Genomic DNA, 17,430 nt, shown 5'->3' on the forward strand with positions numbered 1-17,430 from the left:
AGAACGTCTGGTTTGGGCGTCGATGATGCCGATTCGCGACTCAGGTCCGCTTGAACCCATGGCAGCCGTTGAGCCGATGCTGGCCGCCGAGATCACGCGAACATTCTTGCGACCGGCGCAAGCTTTAATCCGCACGAGGAGTTGCAACTGATGCTCCCGGGCAACCAAGCGGTTCACGCATCCCTACGGCCACATTCGGCAACGTGAGGACCACGAAGGCGCCCGATGCGAACTCGCGTCCATGCTTCCGGCCCCATTCAACGATCATCAGTTCCACTAAAGCTTTGCTAACCAAACAATCCTTCCAAGAGAGATTACCCATGGAACAACCGCCCCTTATGAAACTGGAAATGATTGCTCCTCTAGGTTGATTCAAGATGAAGTCGCAACGCCATCAAGAAGCAGCAACTCCTAGCGTTGCGGAAGCTTCGAGCAGCTAGTCGGCTTATCTGATCGATTTTGACCGAGCATCGTTCGTGATCTCATGAAATCCAGCAATGGCCTATATTTTTCTCGCCTCGATCACATCAGAGCTCTGGCGGCCTACCTCGTTTTCGTGTGGCACTTCACCCATCTGACTAATCAATTCCCGGTGCCGTTCTCCGCCGTGCCGCCATTTCCTTTCGCGCTGCTGGATGAGGGGCACGTCGGCGTTGGGCTCTTCATGACGCTGAGTGGCTACCTCTTCGCCAAGCTGGTGAACGGGCAGGCGATCAACTATCCCGCGTTTCTTTGGAGTCGCGCCGTAAGATTGGTACCCTTGCTCGCCGCGTCTCTGGCCGCCTGGTATCTTCTTGGCCAGCTTCACATTGGGCCTCCAATTGACTTCAGTCAGATCTGGCGCGGAGTCTTGCTGCCGACGTTGCCGAACGGAGCTTGGTCGATCACGATCGAATTTCAGTTCTACCTGCTGTTCCCGTACCTGCTTGCGCTTAGCAACCGCTTTGGTCCTCATGCGCTGCTCATCGGCATCTGTCTCAGCCTCTGCCTGCGTGCGCTTCTCTGGCTAAGATACGGAGAGGTCCAGCTCGTGGCGTATTGGACCATCGTCGGGGCGATCGACCAGTTTCTGATGGGCATGTTCTTCGCGACGGCTGGCCTTAGCGCAAAGGCACGTCGCGTCGTGGCTTTCACGTGTGGGCTGCTTTTCCTGATCTTCTGGCAAATCTTCGACGCCGAGGGCGGCTTCTTCTACCTCGATGGGGCCTATCCCTCTCCCTCGGCATTATGGATAGTCATTCCGTCGATCCAGGCCGTAGCCTTTGGCAGTTTCATCGCCTGGTACGACAATTCAGGGATTAGCTTTCCCCCAAAGGTTGATCTCTGCCTTCGCAAAGTCGGAGAGTGGTCATATTCGATCTATCTCCTGCATTTCTTCCTGCGCGAAGTCGCAATATTCCTCGTCAAAGACCGTGGTGGCCAAGACACCAACTTTTGGTGGGCGCTCCCAGCTGCGACCTTGCTTTTCGCAGCATTCGCACCCGTGGCGGGGCTGTCATTCGAATTCTTCGAGAAACCGCTTCTACGACTGCGGACGGCCTACATCGTGCGATCCAAAAAAGGGTTCGGCGGCACTGCATCCGCATTGAAATCCGATCCGCGATCTCGGGCTCGATGATCTGAGGTCTGCTTCGGGTCAAGGCTGCCGCAGACCGTTGAGCCGGCGCCTTCGGTTGGCTCAGCAGCCGACGTTCACGAGAACGAGCCTGGATCGCGGGCACGTTGCGCATGCCCAATCGGGCCCATCCGTCTACGCCAGGAGCTGCCTCGCCGCCGCCGAGATCATCACCAGCCCGCCGGTGATGACAGCGACATCGAGGATCGCGGTGTGGATGTGCAGCGGCATCCGCTCGACGAAGGCCTTTGCCAGGAAGGCGCCGGGGATCGCGATCACGCCGATCAGGAGCGCGAAGGCAAGCACCTGTGCGGTGACGGCGCCGGCGAGGCCGAACACCGAGATCTTGATCAGGCCGGTGCCGAGCGAGATCATCGCATCGGTCGCGATCACGGCGGCGCCCTCCAGGCCGGCCGCCATCAGGAGCGAGAGCAGGATCACGCCGGAGCCGGAGGTGCCGCCGACCAGGACGCCGTAGCCGACCGAGCCGGCGGCAAGGCCGCCGTCGCCGATCCGGACGCTCCGGCGGCGGAGCACGCGGCGCAGCGGCACGCTCAGGATCAGCATGGCGCCGATTACGAGCGCCGCGCCCGCATTGGTCAGCCGCGTATAACCGTAGGCGCCGAGCGCGGTGGTCAGCGCGGCGCAGGCGAGCACGATACCTGCGCGGCGGCGATCGGCGTAGCGCAGGTAGGCAACCGCGCGGCTGCAATTGGTGAAGATGGCGGAGATCGCGATGATCGGCACCACGGGCTCGGCACCGACCAGCGGCACCAGCACCAGCGGCATCAGGGCGCCGGTGCCGTAGCCGGCGAGGCCGCCGATGATCGAAGCAAACAACGCCATCAACGCGACCAGCAGCAGCTGCGGAAGCGAGATGTCGGCAAGGCCTGAGAAGATGGTCACGTTTTCCGATCGCGGCAGACGCGTGCCGCAGCTTGAGCTGCGATGGACGCGAGCGTGGCTTCGTCTAGTGGAGAATCCGCGACGAGGCAACCGTCAGCGAGGCACGCGGCAGCCGGCCTGGCCGCCGCGTCCGACGTCATGCAACGAACCGGCCCGCCCTGATGACGGCGGTGAATCGCGGCCGGCCCTTGGCACCGCCTTTGGCCATTGTCGGCGGCACCGAGGCATCGGATCGAAAGGCGTCGCAGGCCGCTTCGTCCCGCCAGTCGATCAGGACGATGACCCGGTCCGAGCCATCCGATGCGAACAGCACCTCGGCGCCGAGGCTTCCATGCGCCTCCCGCTTGTTGCGGCCATCCGTTGCGAAGACGGACAGAAAGCGCGCGAGATCCTCGATCTCGACCTCGGCAATGGTCGTGTACATCGCCTACCCTCTCAGAATGGCGCCCGCGTCATGCGAGACAGCGGCAGGTTGAGGCTGAAGGACGAAATGACGGGGTCGGTCACGCCAAAGGCGGCGAGACGGGGCCGATGTTTGGCGACATACGCAGCGGCAGCTGCCGGCGTTTCGAACAGGTAGACGCCTGCCGCGCGGCCGGCGTCGCGGTCCTCGCCCCAGAGCTTCCAGATGAGCCCGGGCTGGGCCGCGATGTCGTCCGCAAGATCACGGCAGGCGATGTGGAGATCTTCTCCCCACGGCCCATCAAACGGGAAGTCGAATTGCAGCAATGTCGTCATGTGGTACCTCTTGTTCGCAACGGCCAGAGCGGGCTCGCGCGATCTACGCCGCCGAGGCGCTTGCGGGAATTCACCGCGTGGTAGGAACGATGATGACTGGGAGTGTGCGATAGGCCATGGATACGCTGAGCAGCATGCGTGTCTTCGTGCGGGTGGTTGAGCTCGGCGGATTCAATGCGGCGGCCCGCGCCTGCGCGATGTCAGCCGCAATGGTGGCCAAGCATGTCGGTCATCTCGAGGATCGCACCGGAGCCCGGCTTCTCGACAGAACCACACGCTCGGTCCGACCGACTCCGGAGGGGCAGCTCTACCTCGAGAAGGTGCTCGCAATCCTCGAAGCCGTCGACGAGGCGGAGGGTACCGTCGGAGCGGAGAAACGACTGGCGCGCGGGACCCTCCGCGTGACGGCGCCGGTCGAACTGGGCCAGGACCACCTCGCGCCGCTGCTCGTCGATTTCATGACGCGGCATCCCGGGATCGCCGTCGTCGCCGACCTGACGAACCGCCCGGTGGATCTCGTGCAAGAAGGCTTCGACATGGCGATCCGGGTCGCACCGTCGCTCGACACCGCGCTGATCGGACGCAAGCTCGCGACAACCCACTTTCGCGTCGTGGCAAGTGCGGAATTCCTGGCCAGGCACGGCGTACCCGAGACGCCCGAGATGCTCGCAACCCTGCCCGCGCTGACCTTCTCGCAGCCCGCACCTCGTCTGGACTGGTCCTGGCGCCGGCGTGAGATGCACGGCAGGGTGAGGATGACCGCCCGGCTCGCCTCGACCAGCGCCGATACTTTGCGCAAGGCGGCCGTTGCGGGCCTTGGCGTCTCCTGGCTTCCGTCATTTGTCTGCGGCAAGGACATCGAGGGGGGCCTGCTGATCCCGATCCTGGAGGATTGCGACTGGGGCAGCCTCGGCGTTCATGTCCTCTACCCGCATCGGCGTTTCTCACCGAGCCGGCTTCGTCTCTTTATCGACTTTCTCGCAGAGAGACTGGGTGACGATCCCTCGGGTGACCCGTGGGCGCCACAAATGGAGGAGCGCCGCATCATGCTCGCGGGAAGCCGGTTGGTCTAGCTGAGACAGGCGAAAGTCCGATGCTCGGGGCGATCCCGGGGTACCACGATCAGCGCTATCAAGCCTAGGTTTTCTCGTCGCGGCTGACGCGGGCCGCAGCTTGATCGGCGATGGCAGCGAGTGCGGCTTGCTCCAGGGGAAAATCCGCCGCGAGCCAAGCGTCCTCGGCGAGCGTCAACACGTGTCCGAGCGCGGGTCCTTCGGGCAGTCCGCGGGCAATGAAGTCGGCGGCCCTCAGCGGAAATCTCGGCGCCGTCCAGCGCTGCGGCAGCTCGGCGAGTGCGCGCCAGCGCGCGGAGGCGACATCGCCGCCGCTCCGCGCCCAGCCCAGCAACACGCGATCGTGATAGCGCTCAGGCCCGAGCCGGTAGAGCAGCCGCCGCGCATTGGCCTCGTCCTTGGTGGCGAGGCGCCACCAGCGGTGTCCCATCGAATCCAGCGCCTTGGTCTCGGCATTGGACAGCCGCAGACGCGCGGCGACGCGCTTGGCATCCTCGGTCACGGCGACGGTCAGCGCGGCGAGGCGCCGCGTGCTGCCGGCGGCGAGGCCGAGCTCGCGCTCGACCGCGATCATCGTCGCCAGCGGTCCGGTGTAGACGACGCCGCCGACCAGCGTCTGCAGCAGGCCGCCCTCGGCCATGGCCAGCGCGGCCGCGGACGCGCCCGATGCCACCAGGAGCTTCAGCATCTCCATCCGCACCCGCTCGGCCGAGAGGCTGGCAAGGCCGGCGCGGCCGCGGATGCAGGCGAGATAGCCGTCGCGGTCGGGCTCGCCCGCGCCAAAAGCGGCGTGGATGCGGAAGAAGCGCAGGACGCGCAGATAGTCCTCGGCGATGCGCTGGTCGGGATCTCCGATGAAGCGGACGCGGCGCGCTTTGGCATCCGCGATGCCGCCGACATAATCGTAAACGACGCCCTTCGCGTCGGCCGACAGGCCGTTCATGGTGAAGTCGCGCCGCTCGGCGTCCTTCACCCAGTCGCGGCCGAACGCGACCTTGGCCTTGCGGCCGAAGGTTTCGGTGTCCTCGCGCAGCGTCGTGACTTCATAGGGATGGCCGTCGATGACCAGCGTGACGGTGCCGTGATCGATGCCGGTCGGCACGCCCTTGATGCCGGCAGCCTTGGCACGTCGCATCACCTCCTCGGGCCGCGCCGTGGTCGCGATGTCGATGTCGCCGGGCTTGAGGCCGAGCAGCGCGTTGCGCACCGCGCCGCCGACCACCCGTGCCTCCTCGCCGTCGGCATTGAGCAATTGCAGGACGCGCGCGGTCCCGCCCGAGATCAGCCAGGGCGCATCGGCAAGGACCGGCGCGAGTAATGGCTCGGCGCTCATCGTGCTGCCCCTATTTTTCCACGCCCGGCACCAGCCGCCCGTTCTCGACATGGGCGGGAACGTAGGTCGAGTCCGGTGGCGCGCCGGAGAACTCCGCAAGGCCGATCAGGCCCGCGATGACGAGCGCAAGCGCGACCAGGGAGAGACGCGCGACGATCGTGACCGGCCAGGACGAACGCGCGAACACACCGGAGCGGCTCGCGGCCAGGAACAGCGCATAGACGGCAAACGGGATGAGGAAGATTCCGATCTCGGTCAGAACCGTCCGGATCATGACGAATAGATCCGCTCATACAGCACACGCAGCATTCCCGCCGTCGCCCCCCAGATGTAGCGCTCCGCGAACGGCATCGCGTAATAGGACCGCTCCATGCCGCGGAATTCCTTGCTGTGCACCTGATGGTTCACCGGGTTCATCAGAAAGGATAGCGGCACCTCGAAGGCATCATCAACCTCGGAATGGTTGATGGTGAGCGAGAAGCCCGGCCGGACCTTGGCCACCGTCGGCAGGATGCGGAAGCCGAATGCGGTGCCGTAGAGATCGAGATAGCCGAGCGGCTCGACGAAGTCCCTGGACAGCCCGACCTCCTCCTCGGCCTCGCGCAGCGCCGCGTCCAGCGGCGAGGAATCGGTCGCGTCGATCTTGCCGCCGGGAAAGGCGACCTGGCCGGCATGGTCGTTGAGATGCGCCGCGCGCTGCGTCAGCAGAATGGTCGGCTCGGGATGATCGACCACGGCGATCAGCACCGCCGCGGGGCGCACCGGCTGCTCGCGTGCGATGATCTCCAGCATCTTGTCGGTGCCGGGATCGCCCGAGGCGGGAATGATGTTGGGATCGTAGAGGCCGGGCGGCACGTCGAAGCCGAGCTTTGCCTTCGAGCGGGCGAAGAAATCCGCCGCGCCGAGCACGACCTGGTCGCTCTTCAGGATAGGCTTGGTCAAAGCGCGGCCCTCACCTGCTCCGCATCGGCCATGGCGAAGAACTCGCCTGATGATTCGACGCCGAACATCGGTTGGCCATCGACCATCCGCTCCTCGCCCATGTCAACCAGATCGTAATAGAGCGCCCTCGTGACCTTGGCCCAGAGATCGGCTCGGACATGCAGGTAAGGCGTCAGCCCGCCGTCCGCCGCCTGCTCGAAGCGCAGCCGGTGCGCGGCACCGCAGCTGACCCAGTCGTCGACATTGGTGCGGAAGCGCAGCACGCGATGGCCGTTCTCATCGTCCTTCTGCATCTCGACCGCCATGAACGGCGCATCATCGACGCGGATGCCGACCTTCTCCACCGGCGTGACCAGGAAATGCTTGTCGCCCTCACGCTTGAGGATGGTCGAGAACAGCCGCACCAAGGCGGGACGCCCGATTGGCGTGCCCAAGTAGAACCAAGTACCATCGGAGGCGATTCGGATGTCGAGATCGCCGCAAAACGGCGGATTCCACAGGTGCACCGGCGGCAGGCCCTTCTTGCCGCCTTCGGCATTGGCAGCACTCTTGGCGGCGGCAGTCAGCCCCTCGAGGCCACGATCGGCGCTCTGCCCTTGGTTCGCCATGGTTTGCCCTGACTTTGTCTTTGGCACGATTGGTGCAGGTCTACGTTGTACTTGGGTGCACGGTTCCATCCGGGATAGTCCGGTGTGGAGGTCGCCACTTCGTGATGCCGTACATAACCCGAAGCCGATAAGGTGGGGATAGGTTAATTCAACGAATACATGGCCTTCCTGCAAGCCTAGCATAGGCCCATGATTTGACGCGATGCGATGACATGACGGCCCAGGCAAGCCGCATGGCGGGCTGAAGGAGCGAGCGGATGGCGGAGAGTGTCGAGAAACTCGAGGACGGGATCGTCCGTTCGGCCGAGCAGGTGTCGAGCCAGATTCGCGCCGCGAAGGATGCGATCGCCTCCGTCATCTTCGGCCAGGACCGCGTGATCGAAAACACGCTGGTCACCATCCTCTCCGGCGGCCATGCGTTGCTGATCGGTGTGCCCGGCCTCGCCAAGACCAAGCTGGTCGAGACGCTCGGCGTCACGCTCGGGCTCGATGCCAAGCGCATCCAGTTCACGCCCGATCTGATGCCGTCGGACATTCTCGGCGCCGAGGTGCTGGACGAGAGCACCACGGGCAAGCGCGCCTTCCGCTTCATTTCGGGTCCGGTGTTCGCGCAGCTCTTGATGGCCGACGAGATCAACCGCGCCTCGCCGCGCACGCAGTCGGCGCTGCTGCAGGCGATGCAGGAGCAGCACATCACCGTGGCCGGCGCGCGTCACGACCTGCCAAAACCATTCCACGTGCTGGCGACGCAAAACCCGCTGGAGCAGGAAGGCACCTATCCGCTGCCCGAAGCCCAGCTCGACCGCTTTCTGATGGAGATCGACGTCGACTATCCCGACCGCGACGCCGAGCGCCGCATCCTGTTCGAGACCACCGGCGCCGAGGAAACGCTGGCGAAGGGATCGATGAGCGCGGACGCGCTGATCGCCGCGCAGCGGCTGATCCGGCGCCTGCCGGTCGGCGATTCCGTCGTGGAGGCCATCCTGTCGCTGGTGCGCTCGGCCCGTCCGGGCCCCGACGCCGGCGAATCCGGCAAGTTCATCGCCTGGGGTCCCGGCCCGCGCGCCAGCCAATCCCTGATGCTGGCGGTGCGCGCGCGTGCACTGATCGACGGCCGTCTGGCGCCCTCGGTCGACGACGTGCTCGACCTCGCCGAGCCCGTGCTGAAGCACCGCATGGCACTGACCTTCCAGGCGCGCGCCGAAGGCCGCACGATTCCGGACGTGATCCGGCAATTGAAGACACGGATCGGTTGATGGCAGCGGAGAGCGGGCACACGGCGAAGGAGGTCATCGCGATCCGACGTGCCGATGGCGAAAGCCGCACGCTCGCAGCGTCCTTGCCGCGCCTGGTGTTAGAGGCCCGCCGTATCGCCGCCAACGTCATCCACGGCCTGCATGGCAGGCGGCGCGCCGGCTCCGGCGAGAATTTCTGGCAATATCGCCGTTTCGTCTCCGGCGAGCCGGCGCAGAACGTCGACTGGCGGCGGTCGGCGCGGGACGACCTTCTCTATGTCCGCGAGCTCGAATGGGAAGCCTCGCACACGGTCTGGATCTGGCCCGACCGCTCGCCCTCGATGGCGTTCGCCTCGAAGACCGCGCGCGAGTCCAAGCTCGAGCGGACACTGATCGTCGCCTTCGCGCTGGCCGAGCTGCTGGTCGCCGGCGGCGAACGCGTCGGGATCCCCGGGCTGATGGCGCCGACGGCGAGCCGCAGCGTCATCGACAAGATGGCGCAGGCGATGCTGCATGACGATGCCGATCGGCTCAGCCTGCCGCCGTCCTTCGTGCCTGCCGCGCTCGCCGAGACGATCGTGCTGTCGGATTTCTGGTCGCCGATCTCCGAGATCAGGACGACGCTCGCAGGGCTGTCCGGCTCGGGCGCGCACGGCACGCTGGTGCAGGTCGTCGACCCCGCCGAGGAATCGTTTCCCTATTCCGGCCGTGTCGAGTTCGTCGAGCCCGAAGGGTTCGGCGTGATCACCGCCGGCCGCGCCGAGAGCTGGGCACAGGATTACACCACGCGGCTCGCGCTGCATCGCGACCAGATCCGCGCCGAGACGGGCAAGCTCGACTGGCTGTTCACGACGCACGCCACCGACCGCTCCGCCGCCGAACTCTTGCTGTTCCTGCATGCCGGCATGCAGGTGAGCAAGTCGGGCGCCCGCACCACGACCATCAAGGCGGGGCCGGCCGCATGATGGGACTGCCGCTCGCCTTCACCCAACCGCTGCTTCTGATCGGCCTCGTCAGCCTGCCGGTGCTGTGGTGGCTCTTGCGCGTGATGCCGCCGCGGCCGCGCCGCATCGAGTTTCCGCCGACCCGCCTGCTGTTCGACATCGCCCCGCGCGAGGAGACGCCCTCGCGGACGCCATGGTGGCTGACCGCGCTGCGGCTGCTTGCGGCAGCGCTGGTGATCTTCGCCGCCGCCGGCCCGATCTGGAATCCGCAGACCGACCTTGCCGGCAGCAAGGCGCCGCTGATGATCGTGTTCGACGACGGCTGGAGCGCCGCATCGCACTGGGATGTCAGGATCAGGGCCGCCGACGAGCTGATCGCCAACGCCGACAACGACCGCCGCGCCATCGCGCTGGTGCCGCTGTCGGAGCCGAGCCGCGACATCACCCTGATGCCGGCGGGCGCCGCGCGCGTCGCGCTGCGCCAGCTCGCGCCAAAACCCTATTCGGTCGACCGCGTCGACACGCTCGCCACGATCGACCGCTTCCTGAAAGCCACCGGCGATTGCGAGATCGCCTGGCTGTCGGACGGCATCGACACCGGCCGCGGCGAGGAATTCGTGGCCGGCCTCGGCAAGACCATCGGCGAGCGCAGCCTGACCATCTTCGATGGCGGCACCCCCTCGCCGCTGGCGCTGGTCGCGGCCGAGAACGCCGCCGCGAAGATGACGGTGAAAGTGCTGCGCACCGACAGCGGCATCGCGGTCGGCACCGTGCGCGCGCTCGACCAGAAGGCCTCGCCGATCGGCGAAGCGCGGTTCTCGTTCGGCCCGCAGGACAAGGAGACCGACGCTGCGTTCGATCTGCCGGTCGAGCTGCGCAACGACATCAACCGGCTCGAGATCTCGGGCGAGCGCTCCGCCGGCGCGGTGCAGCTGCTCGACAAGCGCTGGCGCCGCCGCGCCATCGGCATCGTCTCGGGCTCCACCAGCGAGACCGCGCAGCCGCTGCTGGCGCCGACCTTCTACCTCGCCCGTGCGCTGACGCCGTTCGCCGACGTCAGGCTCGCCGACAAGGGCTCGCCGCAGCAGGGCATCACACAATTCCTGGACCAGAAGCTGCCGATGATCATCCTCGCCGATGTCGGCACCATCGCGCCGGAGCTGCGCGAGCGCCTCAACGCCTGGATCGACCAGGGCGGCGTCCTGGTGCGGTTCGCAGGGCCCCGACTGGCGCAGGCCGAGGACGACCTCGTGCCGGTCAAGCTGCGCAAGGGCGGCCGCACCCTCGGCGGCAGCCTGACCTGGGAGAAGCCGCAGCATCTGGCCTCCTTCGCGGCCGACGGCCCGTTCGCCGGCGTCGCGGTCCCCAGGGACGTCGCCGTCAGCCGCCAGGTGCTGGCCGAGCCGGACGCGGTGCTCGCCACCAAGAGCTGGGCCTCGCTGGAGGACGGCACGCCGCTCGTCACCGGCGAGCATCGCGGCAAGGGGCTGGTCAGCCTGTTCCACGTCAGCGCCGACATGCGCTGGTCGGATCTGCCGATGTCCGGCACCTTCGTCGAAATGCTGCGGCGGATCGTCGACATGTCCGGCTACACGTCCAAGCCCGGCGCAGGCGTTGCAGGTGAAGCGACCACCGAGACGGTGGCGCCGCTGCACATCCTCGACGGCTTCGGCGCCTTCGGCCCGCCGCCGGCGACCGCAAAGCCGCTGCCCGCCGATTACCGCGACCGCGCCACATCAGATCATCCGCCCGGGTTCTACGGCCCGGCCGAAGGACCGCTCGCCGTGAACACGCTTGCCAGCGCCGACCGCATCGCGGCCCTCAACACCACGAGCCTGCGCGCCCGGCACGCCACCTACACCAATGCCGAGCCGCGCGACCTGCGCGGCTGGCTGCTGTCGACGGCGCTCGCGCTGTTCCTGATCGACGCCATCATCGTCGCGGTGCTCGGCGGCGGGATCGCCGCGCTGCTGCGCCGCCGCGCCGCGCCCGCCATGATCGTGCTCGGCCTGCTGCTCACCACGCTCGCGCCGACGCCGTCACGCGCCGACGGCGCCGCGGACGATTTCGCGATGAAAGCGACGGCGCAAACCCGCCTCGCCTATGTCGTCACGGGCAATGCCGACGTCGATTCCATCGTCAAGGCGGGGATGAACGGGCTGACGCTGTTCTTGGCCCAGCGCACCGCGCTCGAGGCCGGCGATCCCGTCGGGATCGATCCGGCGCGCGACGAACTCGCCTTCTTCCCGCTGATCTACTGGCCGATCGTGCCCGGCGCGCCGAAGCCGCCGCGGGACGCCATCAACAGGATCGACGCCTACATGAAGCAGGGCGGCACCGTGCTGTTCGACACCCGCGACGCGATCGAAGCCCCACCCGGCGCGAACGGCGCGGCGCAGACCCCCGCCATGCAGACGCTGCGCGAGATCCTGTCCTCGCTCGACGTGCCCGAGCTCGAGCCGGTGCCGCGCGAGCACGTGCTGACCAAGACCTTCTATCTGCTGCGCGACTTCCCCGGCCGCTTCGTCACCGGCCAGACCTGGGTCGAGACCCTGCCGCGCGACGAGGACGAGGACAGCGCGCAGCGGCCGGCGCGCGGCGGCGACGGCGTCTCGCCGATCATCATCACCTCGAACGACCTTGCCGGCGCCTGGGCGGTGCGGCCCGACGGCCAGGCCATGCTGCCGGTGACCGGCGGCGACACCCGCCAGCGCGAATTCGCCTACCGCGCCGGCGCCAACATCGTGATGTACACCCTGACCGGCAATTACAAGGCCGACCAGGTGCACGCACCGGCCCTGATCGAACGGCTGGGGCAATAGGATCGAGATGAATTACGGCATCGCATTCACGCCGCTCGTCCCCGCCATCGTGCTGTGGCTCGCGCTCGCCGCGATCGTCGTCGTCGCGCTGGTGCTGCTGATTGCGCGTGCGCGCGGCGCTGCCGTGCGCGTGGCCGCGCTGGCGCTGTTCCTGCTCGCGCTCGCCAACCCCTCCTTCACCCGCGAGGAACGCGAGCCCCTCACCTCGGTCGCAGCGATCGTCGTCGACAAGAGCCCGAGCCAGAATTTCGGTAACCGCAATCGCGAGGCCGCAGCTGCGCAGGAAGCGCTGGTCGACAGCCTGAAGAAGATCAAGGGGCTGGAGGTGCGCGTCGTCGATGCCGGACAGGCCGACGGCGAGACCGACGGCACCAGGCTGTTCGGCGCCCTCGCCTCGACCTTGTCGGACGTGCCGGTCGACCGCGTCGCCGGCGCGTTCCTGATCACCGACGGCCGCGTCCACGACATTCCGGCGAACGCCGCCGCGCTCGGCTTCCAGGCGCCGGTGCATGCGCTGGTCACCGGCCAGAAGGACGAGCGCGACCGCCGCATCGCGATCACGGCCGCGCCGCGCTTCGGCATTGTCGGGCAGAGCCAGACCATCAGCTACCGCCTCGACGACCAGGGCGTCACCGGCGAGCGCGCCAAGGTCACGATCCGCAGGGATGGCGAGGTCATCAACGAGCGCACGCTCTCGAGCGGCCAGGCCGCGAGCGTCGACGTCGACATCAAGCATGCCGGACCGAACATCGTCGAGATCGAAGCCTCCCCGCTCGAGCGCGAGCTGACGCCGGTGAACAACCGCGCCGTCGTCGCCATCGACGGCGTGCGCGACAAGCTGCGCGTGCTGCTGGTCTCGGGCGAGCCGCATTCCGGCGAGCGCACCTGGCGCAACCTCTTGAAGTCCGACGCCAGCGTCGATCTCGTCCACTTCACCATTCTGCGGCCGCCGGAGAAGCAGGACGGCACGCCGATCAACGAATTGTCGCTGATCGCGTTTCCGACCCGCGAATTGTTCCAGCAGAAGATCAACGAATTCCAGCTGATCATCTTCGACCGCTACGCCCGTCAGGGCGTGCTGCCGATCGCCTATTTCGACAACATCGCGCGCTATGTTCGCTCGGGCGGCGCGGTGCTGGTCTCGGCCGGCCCCGACTACGCCTCCACCACCAGCATCTGGCGCACGCCGCTGGATACGGTGCTGCCGGCCGAGCCGGTCGGGGTGACGGAGAAGCCGTTCTATGCGCATCTGTCCGACCTCGGCAAACGCCACCCCGTCACGCGCGGCCTCGAAGGCTCCGCCTCCGAGCCGCCGCGCTGGAGCCGGTTCTTCCGCACCGTTGATACCCGCAATTCCGTCAACCCACCGGTGATGACGGGTGTCGACGGCAAGCCGCTGTTGTTCCTGTCGCGCTTCGGCGAGGGCCGCGTCGCGCTGCTGCTGTCCGACCACATCTGGCTGTGGGCGCGCGGCTATGAGGGCGGCGGCCCGCACCTCGATCTGCTCCGGCGGATGTCGCACTGGCTGATGAAGCAGCCGGACCTCGACGAGGAGGCGCTGCGCCTCCAGGTACAGGGCAAGAATCTGGTCGTGGTGCGCCAGACCATGGCGGACAGCGTCCAGCCGGTGAGCGTGACCTCGCCGTCCGGCGCCTCGCAGGATTTGACGCTGAGCCCAGGGGAGCCCGGCGAATGGCGCGCCAGCCTGCCGGCGAGCGAACTCGGGCTGTGGCAGGCCACCGACGGCACACTGAAGGCGCTGATCAATGTCGGACCGACCAATCCGAAGGAGTTTTCGGAAGTCACCTCCACGGTCGAGACCTTGAAGCCGCTGACGCAGGCGACCGGCGGCAACGCCGTGCGCGTGGCGAATGGCGCCAACGTCGAGCTGCCGCGCGTCCTCCCGGTGCGTTCGGCCAGCGTTTTTGCCGGCGACGGCTGGATGGGGGTCAGGATGCGCGATGCCAGCGTCGTCAAGGGCGTCGGCGTGCTGCCGATCTTTGCCGGCCTGATCGGCCTGTTGCTGCTGCTCGGCGCGTTTGCGGCGACCTGGGTCCGCGAGGGGCGCTGAACGCTCCGTTGCTCGAACGCCACATCGGACAGTCACCCGCGCTGGGCGGGTTGGAGTGCCGTTGACATCAGCTGACGATTGGAGCGATGTTACATTATAACATCGCGGTGCCCCAGGGACTTGACGCCTCGCGATGTGGGGGTGGCGTTTTCCGATGAAGTGGTTCCGGTCGAATATCAGGCACGGCGCCCGGCTCGCGTTGTTCGCGATGCTGGTGCAGTTCGCGCTGACGTTCGGCCACAGCCATTGGTTCGCTCAAGCCGCTACCCTTGCCCAGGCCACTCACCACCAAGTCGATGGCAGCAAGGATCAAGCTGCGGTCGACCGCGCGGCGGTTCACCAGCAATCGCCTGCAAGCCCCGACCGCGAGCATCAGGGCGAAGACAATTGTGCGATTTGCGCCGTCGTCGCGATGGCGGGCACGATCCTGTTCGCGACGCCGCCACTGTTGCAGCTGCCGCAGGCGATCGACCTGCTCTATCGCACCACCGATGCCGAATTCCTCCATCTGAAATCGGCCGGCACGGCGTTCCAGCCGCGCGCCCCTCCCGCGTCCTGACTCCCGACACCACTTGATCACGCCCGCCGTCGCGCTTTCAGGCGCTCCGGCCGGGAAAAGTTGAAGTCGAATTCCGTCGCACCGCGACGGCAGGCCGCCTCCGATCAGCAGACCACCACCCGGACGGCGCCTGACTGGAATCAGGACAATGTCATTCAAATCGCGACGCGCGCAACGACTTGCCGGAGCAAGCCTGCTCCTGCTCGGCGCTGCCGCCACGCCCGCTTTCGCCCAGACGCCCGCACAGGACAAATCGTCGACCGAGATTCCCGCCGTCACGGTGACGGCGCCAAGCCCGATCGTGCGCAGGGCGGTGGTGCCGTCCCGCAACCCAGGCCGCGGTACACGGACCGCGCGGGTGCGCAGCCGCGAGCAAGCGGCGGAAGCAACGCCGGCAGAACCGGTGCCTGCCGCGCCTCAGCAGGGCGTGCTGCCTGTTGTGACCGATCAGTTCGCAACCGTCACCGTGGTGCCGAACGAGGAGATCCGGCGCAACGGCGGCGGCACGCTCGGCGATCTCCTGTTCTCCAAGCCCGGCATCACCGGCTCGAGCTTCGCGCCCGGCGCCTCGAGCCGGCCGATCATCCGGGGTCTGGACGTCAACCGCGTCGGCATCGTCGAGAACGGCACCAATGCCGGCGGCGCCTCCGATCTCGGCGAAGATCATTTCGTCCCGATCGATCCGCTCGCGACCAACCAGGTCGAGGTGGTGCGCGGACCGGCCGCGCTGCGCTACGGCTCGACCTCGATCGGCGGTGTCGTGAGCGCCACCAACAACCGGATTCCGGACGCGATGCCGAGTTGCGCGCCGTCGTTCCAGAGCTACGGCCTGCCGACCAAGGCGCCGCTCGCGAGCGCGGCGACCTCGCCTTGCGTCACCGCCGAGACGCGCACCGCCTTCAGCTCGGTCGATCGCGGTGTCGAGAGCGGCGTGCTGCTCGACACCGGCGGCGGCAATTTTGCCTTCCATGCCGATGCCTATGGCCGCACGACCTCGGATTACTACATCCCGAGCTATCCCTATCTCAACGACCAGTCGCGCCCGGTGAACGGGCGTCAGCCCAACTCGGCGACACGCTCGGACGGCGCCTCGATCGGCGGCTCCTACTTCTTCCACGGCGGCTATATCGGCGCATCGATCACGCAGAACGACTCGCTCTACCACATCCCCGGCATCGACGGCGCCGACCACAACACGCGGATCGACGCGCACCAGACCAAGATCAACGTCAAGGGCGAATACCACCCCGACGCGGCAGCGATCGACACCATCCGCTTCTGGGCCGGGGCGACCGACTACCGCCATAACGAGATCGGTCTTGCCGATCCCGCCGACCTCACCAGCGACGGCATCAGGCAGACCTTCACCAACAAGGAGCAGGAGATCCGCACCGAAGTGCAGCTGATGCCGTTCAACGCCCGCTTCGCCGAGGTGACGACCGCGCTCGGCTTCCAGGTCGGCCACCAGGAATTGAGCGCGTCGAGCCCGGACAATCCCGGCACGCTGTTCAACGGCCTGTGGGATCCGAACAACAGCAACCGCGTTGCCGGTTACACCTTCAACGAGTTCAAGTTCACGGAGACGACACGGGCGCAGATCGCCGGCCGCATTGAGCACGTCGAGCTGCGCGGCACGACGCCGGACTTCCCGGCCGATTATCTGCCCGACGGCACGCCGCAGGCGGCGACCTCGCGCAATCCGTCCTTCACGCCGAAGAGCGGTAGCATCGGCCTGTTGCAGGACCTGCCCGGCGGCATGGTCGGCAGCATCACCGCGCAATATGTCGAGCGCGCGCCGAAGGCTGCCGAATTGTTCTCGCGCGGCGGCCACGACGCGACCGCGACCTTCGACATCGGCAATCCGAACCTCGGTATCGAGACCGCGAAATCGGTCGAGCTCGGCGTGCGCAGGGCGACCGGGCCGTTCCGCTTCGAGGCGACCGTCTACTACACGCATTTCGACAATTTCATCTATCGCCGCCTCACCGGCGTGTCCTGCGACGACGACTTTGCATCCTGCGGCACGCCCGGCGCCGAGCTGAACCAGGCGGTCTACTCACAGCGCAACGCGAATTTCCGCGGCGGCGAATTCCAGTCGCAGCTCGACGTCGGCGCCTTCCAGGGCGGCATCTGGGGCATCGAGAACCAGCTCGACTTCGTCCGCGCCACCTTCAGCGACGGCACCAACGTGCCGCGCATTCCGCCCTTGCGGATGGGCGGCGGCGTGTTCTGGCGCGACGACAATTGGCTGATGCGCGTCAACCTGTTGCACGCCTTCGCGCAGAACAACGTCGCCGTGATCGCGGAGACGCCGACGGCGGGCTACAACCTGCTGAAGGCCGAGGTCAGCTACAAGACCAAGCTCGACCGCAACTGGTTCGGCGCACGCGAGATGATGGCCGGCATCGTCGGCAACAATCTCCTCAACGAGAACATCCGCAACCACGTCTCCTACACCAAGGACGAGGTGCTGATGCCCGGCATCGGCGTCAGGGCGTTCGCGAACTTCAAGTTCTAGGCTTGATGTATGTCGGGGCCTGCGGGCCCCGACATACATGCCGTCATTGCGAGCGCAGCGAAGCAA

The 17,430-nt window shown here is 66.8% G+C and carries 15 protein-coding genes; 8 read left to right on the forward strand and 7 right to left on the reverse strand.

Annotated elements, in window-relative coordinates:
* Positions 1-484 precede the first annotated feature (484 nt).
* Positions 485-1,618 carry an acyltransferase gene (locus tag DCM80_RS02420; protein WP_257195575.1) on the forward strand — a complete coding sequence of 378 codons (1,134 nt, stop codon included), beginning with the start codon at positions 485-487 and terminating at the stop codon, positions 1,616-1,618.
* A 132-nt stretch (positions 1,619-1,750) separates the two neighbouring features.
* On the opposite strand, the gene DCM80_RS02425 is transcribed toward DCM80_RS02420, so the two are convergent.
* The 3 genes from DCM80_RS02425 to DCM80_RS02435 all read right to left on the reverse strand — a co-directional run bounded on the left by DCM80_RS02425 (position 1,751) and on the right by DCM80_RS02435 (position 3,259).
* On the reverse strand, positions 1,751-2,521 hold the full coding sequence (locus tag DCM80_RS02425; RefSeq protein ID WP_257195576.1) for a sulfite exporter TauE/SafE family protein: 771 nt from the start codon (positions 2,519-2,521) through the stop codon (positions 1,751-1,753).
* Between the two features lie 136 nt (positions 2,522-2,657).
* Entirely contained in the window at positions 2,658-2,945 is a 288-nt protein-coding gene (locus DCM80_RS02430; RefSeq protein ID WP_257195577.1) for an antibiotic biosynthesis monooxygenase, read from the reverse strand.
* Between the two features lie 11 nt (positions 2,946-2,956).
* The gene (locus DCM80_RS02435; RefSeq protein ID WP_257195578.1) at positions 2,957-3,259 is read right to left on the reverse strand and encodes a monooxygenase; all 303 of its coding nucleotides are present in this window, start codon (positions 3,257-3,259) and stop codon (positions 2,957-2,959) included.
* Between the two features lie 116 nt (positions 3,260-3,375).
* On the opposite strand from DCM80_RS02435, the gene DCM80_RS02440 reads away from it, so the two are divergent.
* Complete coding sequence (locus DCM80_RS02440; protein ID WP_257195579.1) at positions 3,376-4,332, forward strand: LysR family transcriptional regulator; 957 nt, start codon at positions 3,376-3,378, stop codon at positions 4,330-4,332.
* A gap of 64 nt (positions 4,333-4,396) precedes the next feature.
* Here DCM80_RS02440 and DCM80_RS02445 read toward each other — a convergent pair whose 3' ends face one another.
* The 4 genes from DCM80_RS02445 to DCM80_RS02460 are packed head-to-tail and all read right to left on the reverse strand — an operon-like array spanning position 4,397 to position 7,215.
* Entirely contained in the window at positions 4,397-5,665 is a 1,269-nt protein-coding gene (locus tag DCM80_RS02445) for a CCA tRNA nucleotidyltransferase (RefSeq protein WP_257195580.1), read from the reverse strand.
* A gap of 10 nt (positions 5,666-5,675) precedes the next feature.
* Entirely contained in the window at positions 5,676-5,939 is a 264-nt protein-coding gene (locus DCM80_RS02450; protein ID WP_257195581.1) for a DUF6111 family protein, read from the reverse strand.
* Positions 5,936-6,607 carry a CoA pyrophosphatase gene (locus DCM80_RS02455; protein ID WP_257195582.1) on the reverse strand — a complete coding sequence of 224 codons (672 nt, stop codon included), beginning with the start codon at positions 6,605-6,607 and terminating at the stop codon, positions 5,936-5,938. The genes DCM80_RS02450 and DCM80_RS02455 overlap by 4 nt, the downstream gene beginning before the upstream one ends.
* Entirely contained in the window at positions 6,604-7,215 is a 612-nt protein-coding gene (locus DCM80_RS02460; RefSeq protein ID WP_257195583.1) for a DUF1285 domain-containing protein, read from the reverse strand. Before DCM80_RS02460 ends, DCM80_RS02455 begins: the two co-directional genes overlap by 4 nt.
* Positions 7,216-7,472: 257 nt before the next feature.
* Between DCM80_RS02460 and DCM80_RS02465 the strand changes: the two genes are divergently transcribed.
* From DCM80_RS02465 to DCM80_RS02490, 6 genes are all read left to right on the forward strand, one after another.
* Positions 7,473-8,471, forward strand: a complete 999-nt coding sequence (locus DCM80_RS02465) for a MoxR family ATPase (RefSeq protein ID WP_257195584.1) — start codon at positions 7,473-7,475, stop codon at positions 8,469-8,471.
* Positions 8,471-9,415 carry a DUF58 domain-containing protein gene (locus DCM80_RS02470; RefSeq protein WP_257195585.1) on the forward strand — a complete coding sequence of 315 codons (945 nt, stop codon included), beginning with the start codon at positions 8,471-8,473 and terminating at the stop codon, positions 9,413-9,415. The genes DCM80_RS02465 and DCM80_RS02470 overlap by 1 nt, the downstream gene beginning before the upstream one ends.
* A complete protein-coding gene (locus DCM80_RS02475; RefSeq protein ID WP_257195586.1) occupies positions 9,412-12,216 on the forward strand; it encodes a DUF4159 domain-containing protein in 2,805 nt (934 codons plus the stop codon). The genes DCM80_RS02470 and DCM80_RS02475 overlap by 4 nt, the downstream gene beginning before the upstream one ends.
* A 7-nt stretch (positions 12,217-12,223) precedes the next feature.
* On the forward strand, positions 12,224-14,287 hold the full coding sequence (locus DCM80_RS02480) for a hypothetical protein (protein WP_257195587.1): 2,064 nt from the start codon (positions 12,224-12,226) through the stop codon (positions 14,285-14,287).
* Between the two features lie 154 nt (positions 14,288-14,441).
* Positions 14,442-14,846: a DUF2946 domain-containing protein gene (locus DCM80_RS02485; RefSeq protein WP_257195588.1), complete on the forward strand. Its 405-nt coding sequence runs from the start codon at positions 14,442-14,444 to the stop codon at positions 14,844-14,846.
* Between the two features lie 148 nt (positions 14,847-14,994).
* Complete coding sequence (locus DCM80_RS02490; protein WP_257195589.1) at positions 14,995-17,364, forward strand: TonB-dependent receptor; 2,370 nt, start codon at positions 14,995-14,997, stop codon at positions 17,362-17,364.
* Positions 17,365-17,430: the final 66 nt, after the last annotated feature.

This window comes from Bradyrhizobium sp. WBOS08 (genome assembly GCF_024585125.1).
Lineage (GTDB): Bacteria > Pseudomonadota > Alphaproteobacteria > Rhizobiales > Xanthobacteraceae > Bradyrhizobium > Bradyrhizobium japonicum_B.

What these genes read in the sequence shown, in the direction of transcription:
- DCM80_RS02450 (WP_257195581.1), bottom strand. Translation starts at nt 5,939, where the DNA reads ATGATCCGGACGGTTCTGACCGAGATCGGAATCTTCCTCATCCCGTTT.
- DCM80_RS02465 (WP_257195584.1), top strand. Translation starts at nt 7,473, where the DNA reads ATGGCGGAGAGTGTCGAGAAACTCGAGGACGGGATCGTCCGTTCGGCC.
- DCM80_RS02490 (WP_257195589.1), top strand. Translation starts at nt 14,995, where the DNA reads ATGTCATTCAAATCGCGACGCGCGCAACGACTTGCCGGAGCAAGCCTG.
- DCM80_RS02420 (WP_257195575.1), top strand. Translation starts at nt 485, where the DNA reads ATGAAATCCAGCAATGGCCTATATTTTTCTCGCCTCGATCACATCAGA.
- DCM80_RS02470 (WP_257195585.1), top strand. Translation starts at nt 8,471, where the DNA reads ATGGCAGCGGAGAGCGGGCACACGGCGAAGGAGGTCATCGCGATCCGA.
- DCM80_RS02435 (WP_257195578.1), bottom strand. Translation starts at nt 3,259, where the DNA reads ATGACGACATTGCTGCAATTCGACTTCCCGTTTGATGGGCCGTGGGGA.
- DCM80_RS02440 (WP_257195579.1), top strand. Translation starts at nt 3,376, where the DNA reads ATGGATACGCTGAGCAGCATGCGTGTCTTCGTGCGGGTGGTTGAGCTC.
- DCM80_RS02445 (WP_257195580.1), bottom strand. Translation starts at nt 5,665, where the DNA reads ATGAGCGCCGAGCCATTACTCGCGCCGGTCCTTGCCGATGCGCCCTGG.
- DCM80_RS02475 (WP_257195586.1), top strand. Translation starts at nt 9,412, where the DNA reads ATGATGGGACTGCCGCTCGCCTTCACCCAACCGCTGCTTCTGATCGGC.
- DCM80_RS02460 (WP_257195583.1), bottom strand. Translation starts at nt 7,215, where the DNA reads ATGGCGAACCAAGGGCAGAGCGCCGATCGTGGCCTCGAGGGGCTGACT.
- DCM80_RS02485 (WP_257195588.1), top strand. Translation starts at nt 14,442, where the DNA reads ATGAAGTGGTTCCGGTCGAATATCAGGCACGGCGCCCGGCTCGCGTTG.
- DCM80_RS02480 (WP_257195587.1), top strand. Translation starts at nt 12,224, where the DNA reads ATGAATTACGGCATCGCATTCACGCCGCTCGTCCCCGCCATCGTGCTG.
- DCM80_RS02430 (WP_257195577.1), bottom strand. Translation starts at nt 2,945, where the DNA reads ATGTACACGACCATTGCCGAGGTCGAGATCGAGGATCTCGCGCGCTTT.